General features: G+C 57.6%; 9 protein-coding genes. 5 read left to right on the top strand and 4 right to left on the bottom strand.

Annotation, left to right across the window (positions count from 1 at the left end; all coding sequences use genetic code 11):
- The first annotated feature begins 14 nt into the window (after positions 1 to 14).
- Positions 15 to 1,283 (top strand): IS256 family transposase, encoded by a 1,269-nt coding sequence (locus tag AB5K84_RS38720; protein WP_038968105.1) that lies wholly within the window; start codon positions 15 to 17, stop codon positions 1,281 to 1,283.
- 797 nt (positions 1,284 to 2,080) lie between these two features.
- Here AB5K84_RS38720 and AB5K84_RS38715 read toward each other — a convergent pair.
- The 3 genes from AB5K84_RS38715 to AB5K84_RS38705 all read right to left on the bottom strand — a co-directional run bounded on the left by AB5K84_RS38715 (position 2,081) and on the right by AB5K84_RS38705 (position 5,901).
- Positions 2,081 to 2,467, bottom strand: coding sequence for a response regulator transcription factor (locus tag AB5K84_RS38715; RefSeq protein ID WP_014497989.1), 387 nt, complete (start codon positions 2,465 to 2,467; stop codon positions 2,081 to 2,083).
- An 84-nt stretch (positions 2,468 to 2,551) separates the two neighbouring features.
- The gene (locus AB5K84_RS38710; RefSeq protein ID WP_011084526.1) at positions 2,552 to 3,235 is read right to left on the bottom strand and encodes a response regulator transcription factor; all 684 of its coding nucleotides are present in this window, start codon (positions 3,233 to 3,235) and stop codon (positions 2,552 to 2,554) included.
- Positions 3,232 to 5,901 carry a PAS domain-containing protein gene (locus tag AB5K84_RS38705; protein WP_011084527.1) on the bottom strand — a complete coding sequence of 890 codons (2,670 nt, stop codon included), beginning with the start codon at positions 5,899 to 5,901 and terminating at the stop codon, positions 3,232 to 3,234. Before AB5K84_RS38705 ends, AB5K84_RS38710 begins: the two co-directional genes overlap by 4 nt.
- Before the next feature lie 878 nt (positions 5,902 to 6,779).
- Between AB5K84_RS38705 and AB5K84_RS38700 the strand changes: the two genes are divergently transcribed.
- Both AB5K84_RS38700 and AB5K84_RS38695 read left to right on the top strand, forming a co-directional pair.
- Complete coding sequence (locus AB5K84_RS38700; protein WP_011084514.1) at positions 6,780 to 7,844, top strand: IS630-like element ISRj1 family transposase; 1,065 nt, start codon at positions 6,780 to 6,782, stop codon at positions 7,842 to 7,844.
- Between the two features lie 75 nt (positions 7,845 to 7,919).
- Positions 7,920 to 8,680, top strand: a protein-coding gene (locus AB5K84_RS38695; RefSeq protein WP_110115998.1) for an IS5 family transposase whose coding sequence is annotated in 2 segments (ribosomal slippage) — positions 7,920 to 8,259 and positions 8,259 to 8,680 — 762 coding nt in all. Because the reading frame shifts where the segments join, the coding sequence is not laid out codon by codon here.
- Positions 8,681 to 8,802: 122 nt separating this feature from the next.
- Here AB5K84_RS38695 and dctA read toward each other — a convergent pair.
- Complete coding sequence (gene dctA, locus AB5K84_RS38690; RefSeq protein ID WP_011084529.1) at positions 8,803 to 10,119, bottom strand: C4-dicarboxylate transporter DctA; 1,317 nt, start codon at positions 10,117 to 10,119, stop codon at positions 8,803 to 8,805.
- Positions 10,120 to 11,226: 1,107 nt separating this feature from the next.
- On the opposite strand from dctA, the gene AB5K84_RS38685 reads away from it, so the two are divergent.
- Complete coding sequence (locus tag AB5K84_RS38685; RefSeq protein WP_011084530.1) at positions 11,227 to 11,838, top strand: molybdate ABC transporter permease subunit; 612 nt, start codon at positions 11,227 to 11,229, stop codon at positions 11,836 to 11,838.
- A gap of 645 nt (positions 11,839 to 12,483) precedes the next feature.
- Positions 12,484 to 13,575 (top strand): hydrogenase small subunit, encoded by a 1,092-nt coding sequence (locus AB5K84_RS38680; protein ID WP_011084531.1) that lies wholly within the window; start codon positions 12,484 to 12,486, stop codon positions 13,573 to 13,575.
- Positions 13,576 to 13,588: the final 13 nt, after the last annotated feature.

Below are 13,588 nucleotides of genomic sequence, written 5' to 3'. Positions count from 1 at the left end.
GAGAGCGATACGCCATGAACGAGCATAGCAACATTGTCCCACTGCGTCAGCCCGATGAGATCGACGATCCACTGACGAATATTTTGCGATCTGGTGCTCGGCAGCTGCTTGCGCAGGCTGTCGAGATGGAAGCCGAGGCGTTTCTCGCCGCGATGAAGGGCTTGAAGCGTCCCGATGGCCGCGACCGCCTCGTGCGGCACGGCCATGGTCCAGTGCGGACGATCCAGACGGGGATCGGCGCCGTCGAAGTCGCCCGGGTAAAGATTCGCGATCGCGCGGTGACCAGCGATGGCGAGCGGATCCGCTTCACCTCGGCGATCCTGCCGTTGTGGGCACGGCGCACGAAGAGCTTGGATGCACTTTTGCCGGTTCTGTACCTGCGAGGCATCTCGACGGGCGACTTCCAGGAGGCGCTGGCGGCGCTCTTGGGCAAGGATGCGCCGAATCTTTCTCCGGGGGTGGTTTCCAGACTGACGACGGAGTGGCAGCTCGAGTACGAGCGTTGGCAGAAGCGCGATCTGTCGGCGCGCCGGTACGTATACGTGTGGGCGGACGGCGTCTTCCTGCAGGCTCGCATGGAAGACCACAGCGAATGCATGCTGGTGCTGATCGGCGCGACGCCGGAAGGCAAGAAGGAACTCATCGGCTTCCAGGTCGGCGTGCGCGAGAGCACGCAGAGCTGGCACGAACTGCTCGTCGAGGCGAAAACCCGTGGGCTGAAGATCGCCCCGGAAATCGCCGTCGGTGACGGCGCGCTCGGCTTCTGGAAGGCGCTCGACGAGGTCTTTCCCGCCACGCGACATCAGCGGTGCTGGGTGCACAAAACCGCGAATATCTTGAACAAAGTCGCAGTGTCGGTACAGGCCAGCATGAAGAAGGATCTGCGCGAGGTCTATTTGGCGTCCAACCGAGCTTCGGCCGAAGTGGCGATCGATGTCTTTGCCGAGAAATACGGAGCGAAGTACGACAAGGCGGTCGAGTGCCTGACGAAAGATCGCGACGCAATGCTTGCGTTCTACGAATTCCCCGCCGAGCATTGGGACCACTTGCGGACGACGAATCCCATCGAAAGCGTGTTCGCGACGGTCCGGCACAGAACGGTGCGCACGAAAGGTTCGTTATCGTCAACGACTGCCAAGTTGATGGTGTTCAAGCTGCTCTGCGCCGCATCAAAGACCTGGCGGCGGCTGAAAGGCACAAATCAGTTGCCGAAGGTCAGCGCAGGTGTCAGATTCGAAAACGGCATCGAGGTCATCCAAGTGCCGGAAAACCACGCCGCCTGATCGCCTCGTCACCCAAAATCCCGCATAGCTCAGACGAACTTAGGTTACGTTCTGACACAGGAGACATCAATGCTGTCTCCTCGGTCCTCCTTAGCTTAGCAGTTGCTGACTGATTTGTTTGCCCTAAGAAATTGGGGGCTACAGTACAAACCAGTTGCTGCCGATGCTCGCTGCGGCGAGGACACCTGTGTGATAGCCCGGCCGTGGTGGGGACGTGTTGCGCCGAGCACGTTTGACGGGTTGGACCAGAGGTCTGCCACACATGATGTGGGAGCTTGACGATAGCCGGAGCGCTGGGAATCGATAACGAAGCGGCGGCCCTATAGACAAGTCCAACCCGCACGCGTCAGCGGACGTAACAATTCCTTGGGCTGGGCATCGTTCAAAGCGCTTTCACCGGAAAAGCGGTGACCAAGACATGAGGGGCGTCCTGGCGAAGCTCCATTTCGTCGTCACCGCGGCTGGGCTGAGCACAACCAATCTCGTGCTTGCCGAGCGCTCTCGGGAACCGCTCTGCAATGGAGCATATAGCTTCGCTCCAGGTGGAGTTAAATGCTAGGGGCGCTGATCGCTCTGGGCCGGCATTACTTTGATCACGACCTGGAATGAATCGAGCCGGCGTACCCTCCGTCTCTCGCAAGGTCAAAGGTTGTTTTGCAGCCGACAGTAGCCGGTAATGCTTTGGCGGGCAAGAATTAGCTCCTAATAACGTTAGGGCAGGTCGCGGTTCCGGCCGCAAAGAGGTTGCCCGGTGCGTGATCGTCGTTAGATCGGACAAGAACGCGCAGTTGATCGAATCAGATGCGGCCTCGGTCGCCATATGCCTGCAGTGCGCTGTCGAGACACTTGAGTAACTCTTGTACGCCGAATGGTTTGGCGAGGAAGCCGATCGCTCCGGCGTCCAAGGCTGACGCGCGTACGCGCTCGTTGGGGAAAGCTGTAATGAAAATGAAGGGTGCTTGGTAACCACGCGTCCGCATCTCTGCCAGCAGCTCCAGCCCGCTCATCGCTGCCATCTGCACATCAGTTATGACGCAGGATATCTCGTTCAACCGCGGCGACCGCAGGAGCGCCTCGGCCGAGGCAAATATCTGCACGACGTAGCCACGCGATTTCAAAAGGTTTTCTGTCGCCGCACGGACCGAGGGGTCGTCGTCAACGACGGAAATCAAAGGCGTGGACAAGATGAGCCCTCCCGACGCAGTACAGCGGCTGCCAAACCGTCAGCCACTTTCGCGAAAGTGGGCTTAAGTGATGGAATTGTAAAATCATACTTGGGTTTGTTCAGTGTGATTGGCGCTAATTCCGAGCGTCTCGCTCATTCTGATCAAGTCAGCCAGCGAGCGGGCACGCATCTTTTTCATTACGTGTCCCCGGTAGATCTTGACGGTGATCTCGGCGAGCCCAAGTTCGGCGGCTACCTGCTTGTTCATCAGCCCCGTCGCGACCAGTTTCATCACTGCCTGTTCTCGCGGGCTTAGGGTCTCAAATAGAGATTTCAGGTTCGCCACGGTTCGCTGAGCTTCTCGTCTTTTGCGATCGCGTTCGGTCGCCGCAACGACGGCATCAAGCAGTTCCTGATCGCGGAAGGGCTTGCTGAGGAAATCGACCGCGCCTCCCTTCATGGCCCTGACGGTCATGGGAATGTCGCCATGGCCGGTAATGAAGATGATTGGGATGTGTATGTTCAACCTGGCGAGCTCGGTCTGGTAGTCAAGGCCGCTCAGGCCCGGCAGCCGGACATCAAGAACTAGACAGCTTGTGACGTCCGGCATTGTGCTCTGCAGCATTTCACGGGCCGATCCGAACGCCACGACCTCCAAGCCTACCGATCGAAAAAGGTTCGTAAGCGAGCGACGCATAGAGATGTCATCCTCGACGACAAAGACGATTGCCTTCGTCGAAGCCTCGGTATGTCCGCCTTGGCCTCTCCAGTCAAATCGTCCTGTCACGAGATGGCCTCCTTATGCAGCGGAAGGGCAAACTGGAACGTCGCGCCCGGTCCATTTTTCTGAACCACTGAAATTCGTCCTCCGTGAACTTCCACGATCGACCGGCAGATCGAAAGGCCCATTCCTAGGCCGCTCGATTTGGTGGTGAAGAAGGGGTCCAAGACGCGGTCCGCGTCATTCTCGGCGATCCCGACGCCGCAATCGGTCACGGAAAGCTGCACGTACCCCAGATCGTCCGTAGATGATTGAATCAGAAGTTCACGCGGCCGGTCTGTAACTGCGTCCATGGCCTCGATTCCGTTCATCACCAGATTGATGATCACTTGTTGTAGCTGAATTCGATCACCGAGGACCCTAGGCAGCGCAGACGCCAACTCGCTTCGCAACGTCACTTGGTGGCTCACCAGCTCTCGTGTTACCAGCGCGCTGACGTCCCTAACCACCTGATTAATGTCGAGCGGCACCATCTCGATCTCGCCCTTTTTCGCGAGTGCGCGAATACTACGGATCACCTCGCTTGCCCGGATTGCATCTTCTATGATCCATTCGACTGAAGAGCGCGCGGCTGCAAGATTGGGAACATCGCGAGCCATCCAGCCGAGGCACGCATCGGCGTTGCTGAGGATAGCGGCGAGTGGTTGGGTTATCTCGTGGGCGATAGAAGTTGTCATTTCTCCCAAGGTCGTTACACGCGTCACATGTGCAAGCTCCGCCTGTGCCTTTCGCAGCTCTTGTTCGGCCTGATCAGCGCGAATGGTAGCGGTGATGTCAGTGCTGACGCCGCGATAGCCCAAAAAATTTCCGTTTCCGTCGAAGAAGGGCTTGCCACTAGTGCGGACGTAGATCGGAGATCCCATCCTATTTACGGTACGGTAGATGAGATCCCGGAACGGCAGGTGTGCCTGCAACGTCGCCCGATGCTGACGCCACTTCTCCGGTTCTTCTTCCATGTCGCACGCGATGTCCCAGCGAAGCAGGCCCGTTAACCCTGTCGCCAAAATTCCCGCAGCGCTGGTGTGCTCGGACAAGTGAGTGACCCGATGATCTGGCCCGGTTTCCCAGAGCCAGTCGGAAGCAGTCTCGGCATAGTCGCGAAAGCGCTGTTCGCTCTCGCGCAGCGCTACAAGCGTGTTTTCCAAGCGTTCCCTAGCTGCGTGTTGCTCGGTAACATCCATATGTGTTCCGATCAGCTCGCTGACATTACCATCGCTGCCGACGACAACGTGTGCAACGGAGTGTATGCGCCTTATCCCGCCATCTGGCAGAATAACACGGAAATCATATTCGAACCGTTCGTGCTCCTGGTCAATCGCCTGACGCTGCACCTCCTGCAACCCTGGCAAGTCTTCCGGATGGATGCGCGATCGAATAGTCTCTAGCGAAACCGGCTCTTGTGGGTTAAAGCCAAACAGGCGGTCGACCTCAGCGGAGCGATAAACGAAATCTCGTGTGTGGACGTCCCAGGACCAGCTGCCTGTGTGAGTGAGATGCTGAGCCTCGGCCAGATAGGCCTCGCTTCGGCGCAACTGCTGTTCTGCTCGCCTAGCTGCCGTAATATCGGTGGCTGCCCCAACAAACTCAATTTCACCAGAGGCGGTTCGCGTGACTCGTGCCTGCGCATGGATGTGCTTCACGGAGCCGTCAGGTAGCAGCAGCCGGTACTCGTGCTCGAAATCCCTCAGGTCTCGCATCGCTTCATCGATAATCTCTTTGACAGAAGCCCTATCATCTGGGTGCGTGCGCTCAATGACGAGTTGTGGCGCCGGTGTCGTCTGAAGATCGATTTGGAAAATCCGAAATGTCTCCTTAGACCAGAAGGCCTCGCCGGTAGAGGCGTTCCAGCTGAAGCTGCCTGTATGACTCAACTCCTGCGCGTGAGCCAAATGCGCTTCGCTCCGCTGCAGCGCAAGCTCGGTCTGCTTGCGCTCCGTAATATCTTCGCACGCCATGAGGATGACGGGGCGGTCGCCGGCCCAAAGCATGGCCTTGGCGTTTTCACGCACCCACAATACAGAACCGTCCTTCCTGACTTTCCGGACGTCCCAAGTGCGCGATTGTCCAACATCCTCAAGACACGTCTGAATGCATTTGCGGACGAATGCGCGATCCTCCTCCAGAAATACGTCGAGCACGGATTGGCCCAATAGTTCTGCACAAGCAAATCCCAGTTGTGTCGCGCCCAACGTATTGACGTTGAGGACAATGCCGGCCTCATCGACCATGAAGTACATGGCTGGATTGTGCTCGAAAATTGCGCGCCACCGTTTTTCACGATCCTCCAAATCCGAGGCACTCCGCTGAAGCTTGGCCGCAGCCACACGTGCAGCCTCTCTTTCCTGGCGGAGTTTTCCAATCAGGTACGTTCCGACAACAGAGACAATAAGAAATGCAACAACCACAGGAACATCGCGGGGATCATCGATTCGTAAACTAAACGCCGGCGGCGCAAAGTAGTATGCGAGAGCAGCGATTGCGACGATGCAAAGCGCTGATGAAGCAATGAAGCTGCCCATCAACGAAAATAGTAAGACTACTAACAAATAGGCGAACGCCGCGGCGGCGAAATGCGCCTGAAAGTACACGCAAGTCAGTGTAACCGCGGCTAGCGCTATGCTGCCCAAGGTCAACTGAGGGGCTGAACGTTTGAAACTGCTGATCCTATACATTTTGAGACCGTCCGGCCTGTTATCCGGCGGGAGAGCTATAGCATTTTAGGCAAAAATGAGGCAATCTTGAACACTTGGGTCCGCATGATAGCGTGTGCAAGATCGATCATCGGCTGCCGAACTCAGCACGCGCGGGGAAAAAACGCATTATAAACATACGTATATTTGTCCTAAACCTTCAGTAGGTGTCGCTGACGCGACTTTAGTCGAAGCTGAAACGTCCGCTTTTGCGCATCGCTCGAGCCTACGGCCAATGCGCCCCATTAGGCCGCGGAATGAGGACAGTGGTTTCAGTTCAGCCGATAGGTTCGAAGGCGCGCCTCCGGACCGGCAAGGATCAGAAAAAAGCTGCCCAATGACTCGTCTCCCCGACTCAGCCGCTCCCGCGAAGAAAGCGCAAGTTCGCCTGCCGACACAGAAGCCGGAGTCGCGCGAGTCCTACGCGCGATGATGATTCGTTCCAATCTTATCGCGCTTTAGCTGCGAAAAACTGGTTCCGCTGGAAGCGAGCGGCGTCGCAGAACGCAGGGCAGCCTCGTATGACTCGCCACGGCTTTGTCGAGTGCCATTCACGCTGATCACACCCACCATGCTCTGCTAACGCAGCGCGCATCGTAACGAGAACGACAAGCTGCGTCCGCAGGATCCCTACGTCGTCCTTAATCGCGTGAGGCAAGTGGAGCGACGTGCATATGGATCTTCGTAGGCGGACCAATACCTAGTCCGTCAGTCCCGTCATCGGCTTGGCAAAAATGTTGCACAAGCGTTCAGATGGCCGGTAGCCCTTGAGTGCGAAAGCGAAACCCTGAAAAAGCTCCTGCCTCTTTTCTCGCTAGTACCCACTTTTCTTGGAACGTGAGTCGTGATTCAAGGTCGGGATGATACCCGAAGCAAGAGAAGTCCACCTTTCGAGGAAAGATCGCAAGGTGCTTGAGGCGTGCTGTCGCTCACCGGTGACGTTGCAGCGCGATTTGAAGCGGGCGCGGATAGTTCTGTTGGCGGCGGATGGGCGCAGCACCCGGTCGATCGCCAAGGAAGTTGGGGTCCAGCCGCGGATTGTCAGCCTTTGGCGGCATCGCTATGCCGACCATGGCCTTGAAGGGCTGCAAGACAAGCCGCGGCCTGGCAAGCAGCCGATCTATACGAAGACGACCGACAAGCGGATTCTGAAGCTGCTGGATAAGCCGCCACCGCAAGGGTTTGCGCGCTGGACCGGCCCCCTGCTGGCCGAGGCGCTGGGCGATGTCGATGTCCAATATGTCTGGCGGTTCCTGCGCAGCCACAAGATTGACCTGGTGGCTCGCAAGTCCTGGTGCGAGAGCAACGACCCGAACTTTACGGCCAAAGCCGCCGATGTTGTCGGCCTCTATGTCGCGCCGCCGGCGAAGGCCATTGTGCTGTGCGTGGACGAGAAGCCCTCGATCCAGGCTTTGGAGCGAGCGCAGGGTTATCTGAAGTTGCCCAATGGCCGCGCCTTAACCGGCCAAAGCCACGATTACAAGCGGCATGGCACCACAACATTGTTTGCGGCGCTCGAAGTCGCCACCGGAAAGATCATCGCGACCCATTCAAAACGCCGGCGCCGCGTCGAGTTTCTCGATTTCATGAACAGCGTCACCGCGACTTTTCCGAACCGCAAGCTTCACGTCATCCTCGACAACCTCAACACCCATAAAAAGAACGAGGACTGGCTCAAGGCCCACCCCAACGTGCAATTTCATTTCACGCCGACAAGTGCGTCATGGCTCAATCAGGTCGAAGTATGGTTTTCCATCTTGCAGGGGCAGTCGCTCAGCGGCACCTCCTTCACGAGCCTCAAGCAGCTTCAGGAACACATCGATGCCTACGTCAACGCATACAACGACAGAGCCGAGCCCTTCGTCTGGACCAAGAAAAAGGTCCGTCAACGCCGTTTCAAAGGCCGCCGTATCACTCAGCTCTGATTCCGGGTACTAGGGTCTGTACCTAAATAGCGCCACGTGATTCTCTTGCCTACGTGTTGATTCGGGGGCGAGAGAATGCGCGCTGGTTTGTTTTGGCTGAACGACAGGCAATGGGCGCGTATCGAACCGCATCTGCCGAGGGGACTGACGGGGCCGGATCGGGACGACGACCGACGCATCGTCAGCGGCATCATTCACATGCTGCAATCGGGTGCACGATGGCGTGATTGTCCACGTGAATACGGCCCTTACACGACGATCTACAATCGCTTCAATCGCTGGGCCAAGCGAGGACGATGGTGCGCAATCTTCGAAGCGCTGGCCAAGCCTGGCGAAGACGGCGTCGTACTGTCGCTCGACTCGACCTCGATTAAAGCTCACCGGTGTGCCTCCGGCGGAAAAGGGGGGAGCACAATCAAGCAATCGGCCGCTCGCGCGGAGGCCGCACGACAAAAATCCATGCGCTGAGCGATCCGCTCTGCCGGCCGGTCGTCCTGCATCTGACTCCAGGCCAGGATGCCGATATCGCTGCGGCTCCCGATGTCCTGGCGCTCGCGCCACCCATGAGCGTGCTCCTCGCCGACAAAGGGTATGATGGCGACAAGCTTCGCGGCGAAATCATTCGTCGTGGCGCCAAGCCCGTAATCCCCAATAAATCTAACCGTGTCGTCATCCATCGCTTCAACAAACGCGCCTACAAAGGACGAAATGTCATCGAACGCTGCTTTTGCAGGCTCAAGGACTTCCGGCGCATCGCCACGCGATATGACAAGCTCGCCCGTAATTTTTTGGCCGCTGTTCATCTCGCCGCTCTCGTCGCATATTGGCTCAATTGAGTCTGGACCCTAGCCTCTCAGGGGCAGCTGCCCTGGCTGCGGCGCGGAATAATGCTGTGCGCCGGAGAGCGCAGGGGGAGTATTCGTGTCCGAATGGCGGCGGTTCAGATCCGGGACCTACCTCATGTGCTTGTAGTGTCGATAGTAGTGGAAGCGGTGGACTTGTTGAGCCGAGTCTGCAGCGTCACGTGATCGAGCTCGCTTTCCCACCAGGATACGAACACAGCCGCGATGCCATTGCCGATGATGTTGGTGAGGGCGCGCACCTCGCTCATGAACTTGTCGATAGAAAACACGATTGCCATGCCCGGCACCAGAGCTGGGTTTACTACCGATAATGTCGCAGCGAGCGTGATAAAGCCTGCGCCGGTGACGCCGCTTGCTCCCTTCGAAGTTAGCATTGCTACTAGCAGGATCGTGAGCTGCTGGCCAAAGCTGAGATCGACACCGAGTGCCTGGGCAATGAACAATGTTGCAAGTGTCATATAGATATTGGTGCCGTCAAGGTTGAAGGAGTAGCCAGTCGGCACCACCAGCCCGACCACCGGCTTGGAGCAGCCCAGCCGCTCGAGCTTCTCCATCAATTGAGGGAGCGCGCTTTCGGAGGATGAAGTACCGAGCACGATCAGAAGCTCGTCTTTAATATAGATAAGGAACTTGAAGATTGAAAAGCCGACGAGGCGGGCGATCAGACCAAGCACGACTACTACGAATAGGGCAGCAGTCACGTAAAACAGCGCGATCAGACCGATCAGATTGCCGAGTGCTGCGGGCCCGAACTTGCCGACTGTGAAAGCCATGGCGCCGAAGGCGCCGATCGGGGCCGCTTTCATTACAATAGCTATTACCCCGAACACCGCGTGCGCGACGTCGTCAATCATGCCGCGCAGACGCTCGCCACGCTTTCCCAACGCCATCAGCGAGAAGCCAAAAAGGATCGCGAACAGGAGAACCTGCAGAACATCGCCGCGAGCGAAGGCGCCGACCACGCTATCGGGAATGATGTTGAGAATAAAGTCGACGGTTTTCGAGGCTTCCGCCTGCTTGACGTAATTGGCGACCGCCGCAGCATCCGGTTTGACCGCAAGGCCATGGCCAATCCGGACCAGATTGCCCATGGCAAGGCCCAACAGCAAGGCAAAGCTGGAGACGATCTCGAAATAGAACAGCGCCTTGACGCCGACGCACCCGACTTTCTTGGCATCTTGAATATGCGCAATGCCAGACGTGACGGTGCAGAAAATAATGGGCGCGATCACCATCTTGATGAGCTTGATGAACCCATCACCGAGCGCCTTGACCCAGTCGTTTGTGGCGACAGACGGCCATAGGCAGCCAACCATGGCGCCAATTAGGATTGCGATCAGCACCTGGACGTAGAGTATCTTATACCAAGCTTGCGACGCGCGCACAGGCGCCGCGGTTGCCATGGTGGTCATGACGCTTCCTTCCCGAATATACTCGAATGTGTGCCGCGGCTCGGTGAGAGGCGACAGTGTCATACGAGACTAATCATTATAGCCTTGCGCGATTGAAGACGCGTCCGAGAGCCGGCGCGTCTTTCCAAAGGCAGGCGTTTAGTTGCGTTGTCCTTTCTCGCTAAGCAAGATATGCACCAAATCCCAAACTGCGGCGGACTAAAAAGTCGCGGACAATGGCCTCCCTTCGGTGGCATCGGCTTGAGTGCTCTTAGCCGTGTTCGCAAGGTCGAACATTAGGCTGCAGCGTAGCGCGCATTAGCGGAATGCTGGAGTGTTGAGATCGTGCAGCAGTACGTGCAGTTGGTAAAATTGCTATTTTGGATTGAACGCATTTACCGAATGGAAGTCTGGCTAGGAGCTGCGTTGCCCGGGTAGGACCTCTGATGGATGACTGCGTTTTTCCGCAAGCGGCCAATCTCGTCGATGACGCGGCGTTTGTCTCCACGCCTGTGCTGACGATGTGCAAGCTAAGCCGGTCAGGGGAGCGGCCGTCGCTCGCGGCCCCTCGCGCCTTTGCCGCGTCGCCGAACCAGCCTTACGACGAGTTTTCAGCTACTTCGTTTGCGTAGCTGCCGACCGGCAGGCTTCTTGCGATCGGTTCAGCTACCGACCCTGCGAGCACGGGATTTGAGCCGCCGACAAACCAAACAGGCATTTCTCGAGTCGAGTCTGCCGTTTTCGTTGGGCGGCTGTTGCTGTCCGCTTGGAAACAAAGATGCCAGAAACCTGACAAAGCGTTAGGTCCACTCCACGGTGACGTCGGCGTCTACGCAAAGTGCTTTCACATAAGCATAGCGCCGCCGCTGTTCGCACGTGGCACTCGAATTGCTGATGACAAATGAGAAGCTGCCGCCGTCGGGTGGGACGAAGCGGACTTGTCACAGGAGTTGCCGATGAGCCTTGCGATGCTGCTCTTGCTCGCAGAAACGGTGCGCGTAAATTTGGGGGACAGAGCGAGCTGCCGCACGAACAAATGGCTATTCGCACCACATCGCTGGGCAGCCCGACGTGCAGGCAATCACTATCGCGATACGGCGACCTGCGCTCGTTGGCGGGCTGACGCACATGGATTTTGATTCGTCAGAGATCTCGCAATCCATTGCGCTCACGATAGAGCTCGCTAGCGTGACGACCGTGATCCTCCTCGTGATTGGTGTGCCCCTCGCCTGGTGGCTGGCGCGTTCAAAGACTTTTCTGAGCGAGGCTGTCGCTGCGCTAATTGCCCTTCCGCTGGTACTACCCCCAGCGGCTCTCGGCTTTTGCGTACTCGTTCTGCTCGGCCCCGACGGACCCGGCGGCGTTCTCGCCTCTTTCTGGGGCGAGCGCACGCTCGCTCTTACCTTCGTCGGGATCGTGGTCGGATCGGTGCTCTCGGCGCTGCCATTGGTCGTGCAGCCGATACGTAACGCCTTTCTTGCGGTTGGCGATCACCCGTTGGAAATGACAGGGCGTGTTTCGCCATTGTATGGCTTCGTTGCTATCATCGCACCGCTGGCGCGACTGGAGCTCGTTAAAGCGGCCGTGCTTGGATTTTCTCACACGATAGGCACATTCGGCGTCGTGATGATGATCGGCGGAAATATTCCTGGACGCACCAAGGTGTTGTCGGCCTATGTCGTGGACTACGTCCAAGAGCCGCGCTGGCACGAGGAAGTGTGGTTGCCGCTGGTATGGTGATGTTCGCATTTGCGACAATCTTCACCTTAGCCATCATCGACAGACATTGTACCGGGCGAGGCAACGAATCATCTTAGGTTTGCCAGGGCGATCGCTCTAAACGTCCAGCCTGTCGCCGCGCACAGCCCCGTAGGCGACGAGCCCCTTGGAACCAGGGGCAGATCGGATCAAATCAGACCTAAAGTCAAGCCAACGTGCGCACCACATTCTCAGTCCCTTGCGGGCTCTGTTCCTTGCTCGGCAACCGCGTTGGTACGTGCTGCCTGCATTAGGTTCGATTATGAGCGCTTTAACGCACCGTTGGTCAGCGATCGGCAAGTCTGATTGAGGCCGGGCAATGTGGTGCCCGTCGACTGAACCAATTCTATTCAACAATCGGCATCATGAGTGCCGCCTGCAGGAGCGTAGTTCCCTTCAGCGGTGAACGATCGGCTTGATTTGTTAAAGTGCTCACATCGACGTCGAAAACTGGACACCAATAGCGTAGCAGATCAATGGCCTAGCTTCTGGGACGCTGGCCGGATTCGACAAGCCGAAAATCTTAAAGCGGTGGCTTGTTATCTTTCAGGTGTTTCGCTCTGCTGGCTTGTTTCTTGCCGAACATCACCAATCGTAACGCTGGCGACAACTCGCTTGGAAGGTTTCATGGGTGATGCAACGGAAACCTTCTACGGCGTGATCAGACGACAGGGTATCACGCGTCGCAGTTTCCTTAAATTCTGCAGTTTCACGGCCGCGAGCTTGGGGCTTGGTGCAAGCAGTATTGCGCACGCCCTGGAAACCAAACCGCGAGTGCCCGTCATCTGGCTGCACGGGCTTGAGTGTACCTGCTGCTCGGAAAGCTTTATCCGCTCGGCTCATCCCTTGATCAAGGACGCGCTGCTGTCGATGATTTCGCTCGACTATGACCATATGATCATGGCGGCGGCAGGACACCAGGCTGAGGCCATCCTGGAGGAAACCCGTGCCAGGTACAAAGGCGGATATGTGCTTGCCGTTGAAGGTAACCCGCCCTTGAACGAGGGTGGCATGTTCTGCATTGACGGCGGCAAGCCGTTCGTTGAAAAGCTCACGTCGATGGCGGAAGAGTCCATGGCGATCGTCGCTTGGGGCACGTGTGCGTCCTGGGGATGCGTGCAGGCGGCCAAGCCAAATCCGACTCGCGCGGTGCCGATCGATAAGTTAATCACCAACAGGCCCTTCATCAAGGTGCCCGGGGGCCCGCCGATCGCAGAGGTCATGAGCGGCCTCGTGACTTTCATTACCACGTTCGGAAAGCTTCCAAAGCTTGATCACCAAGGGCGTCCAAGTATGTTTTATTCCGAGCGCATTCACGATAAGTGCTACCGGCGGTCCCATTTCGACGCTGGTCAATTCGTCGAAGAGTGGGACGACACCAACGCACGCAAGGGCTATTGCTTGTACAAGTTGGGCTGCAAGGGACCAACCACCTACAATGCCTGTTCGGCCCTTCGGTGGAACGGCGGCGTTTCATTTCCCATTCAATCCGGCCACGGCTGTCTCGGCTGCTCCGAAGATGGCTTCTGGGATAAAGGGTCATTTTACGACCGACTCACGACCATCAAGCAGTTCGGCATCGAGCAGAACGCCGACGAGATCGGCATGGCCGCTGCCGGCGTGGTGGGGCTAGCGGTCGCTGCCCACGCGGCGGTCACCGCCGCGAAGCGGTTGAGGCACCGGCCGGATCGCCCTGCCCACAAAGGCAAGCCGAGTTGAGGAGGTAACGACG

This window comes from Bradyrhizobium sp. 1200_D9_N1_1 (assembly GCF_052075915.1).
GTDB classification, from domain to species: Bacteria; Pseudomonadota; Alphaproteobacteria; order Rhizobiales; family Xanthobacteraceae; genus Bradyrhizobium; species Bradyrhizobium diazoefficiens.
This window is presented reverse-complemented; position numbering and strand designations above follow the sequence as displayed.

Bases quoted from the DNA above. Each gene is read 5' to 3' on its own strand.
- AB5K84_RS38685 (WP_011084530.1), top strand. From the start codon at position 11,227: ATGGATTTTGATTCGTCAGAGATCTCGCAATCCATTGCGCTCACGATA.
- AB5K84_RS38700 (WP_011084514.1), top strand. From the start codon at position 6,780: ATGATACCCGAAGCAAGAGAAGTCCACCTTTCGAGGAAAGATCGCAAG.
- AB5K84_RS38720 (WP_038968105.1), top strand. From the start codon at position 15: ATGAACGAGCATAGCAACATTGTCCCACTGCGTCAGCCCGATGAGATC.
- dctA (WP_011084529.1), bottom strand. From the start codon at position 10,119: ATGACCACCATGGCAACCGCGGCGCCTGTGCGCGCGTCGCAAGCTTGG.
- AB5K84_RS38680 (WP_011084531.1), top strand. From the start codon at position 12,484: ATGGGTGATGCAACGGAAACCTTCTACGGCGTGATCAGACGACAGGGT.
- AB5K84_RS38705 (WP_011084527.1), bottom strand. From the start codon at position 5,901: ATGTATAGGATCAGCAGTTTCAAACGTTCAGCCCCTCAGTTGACCTTG.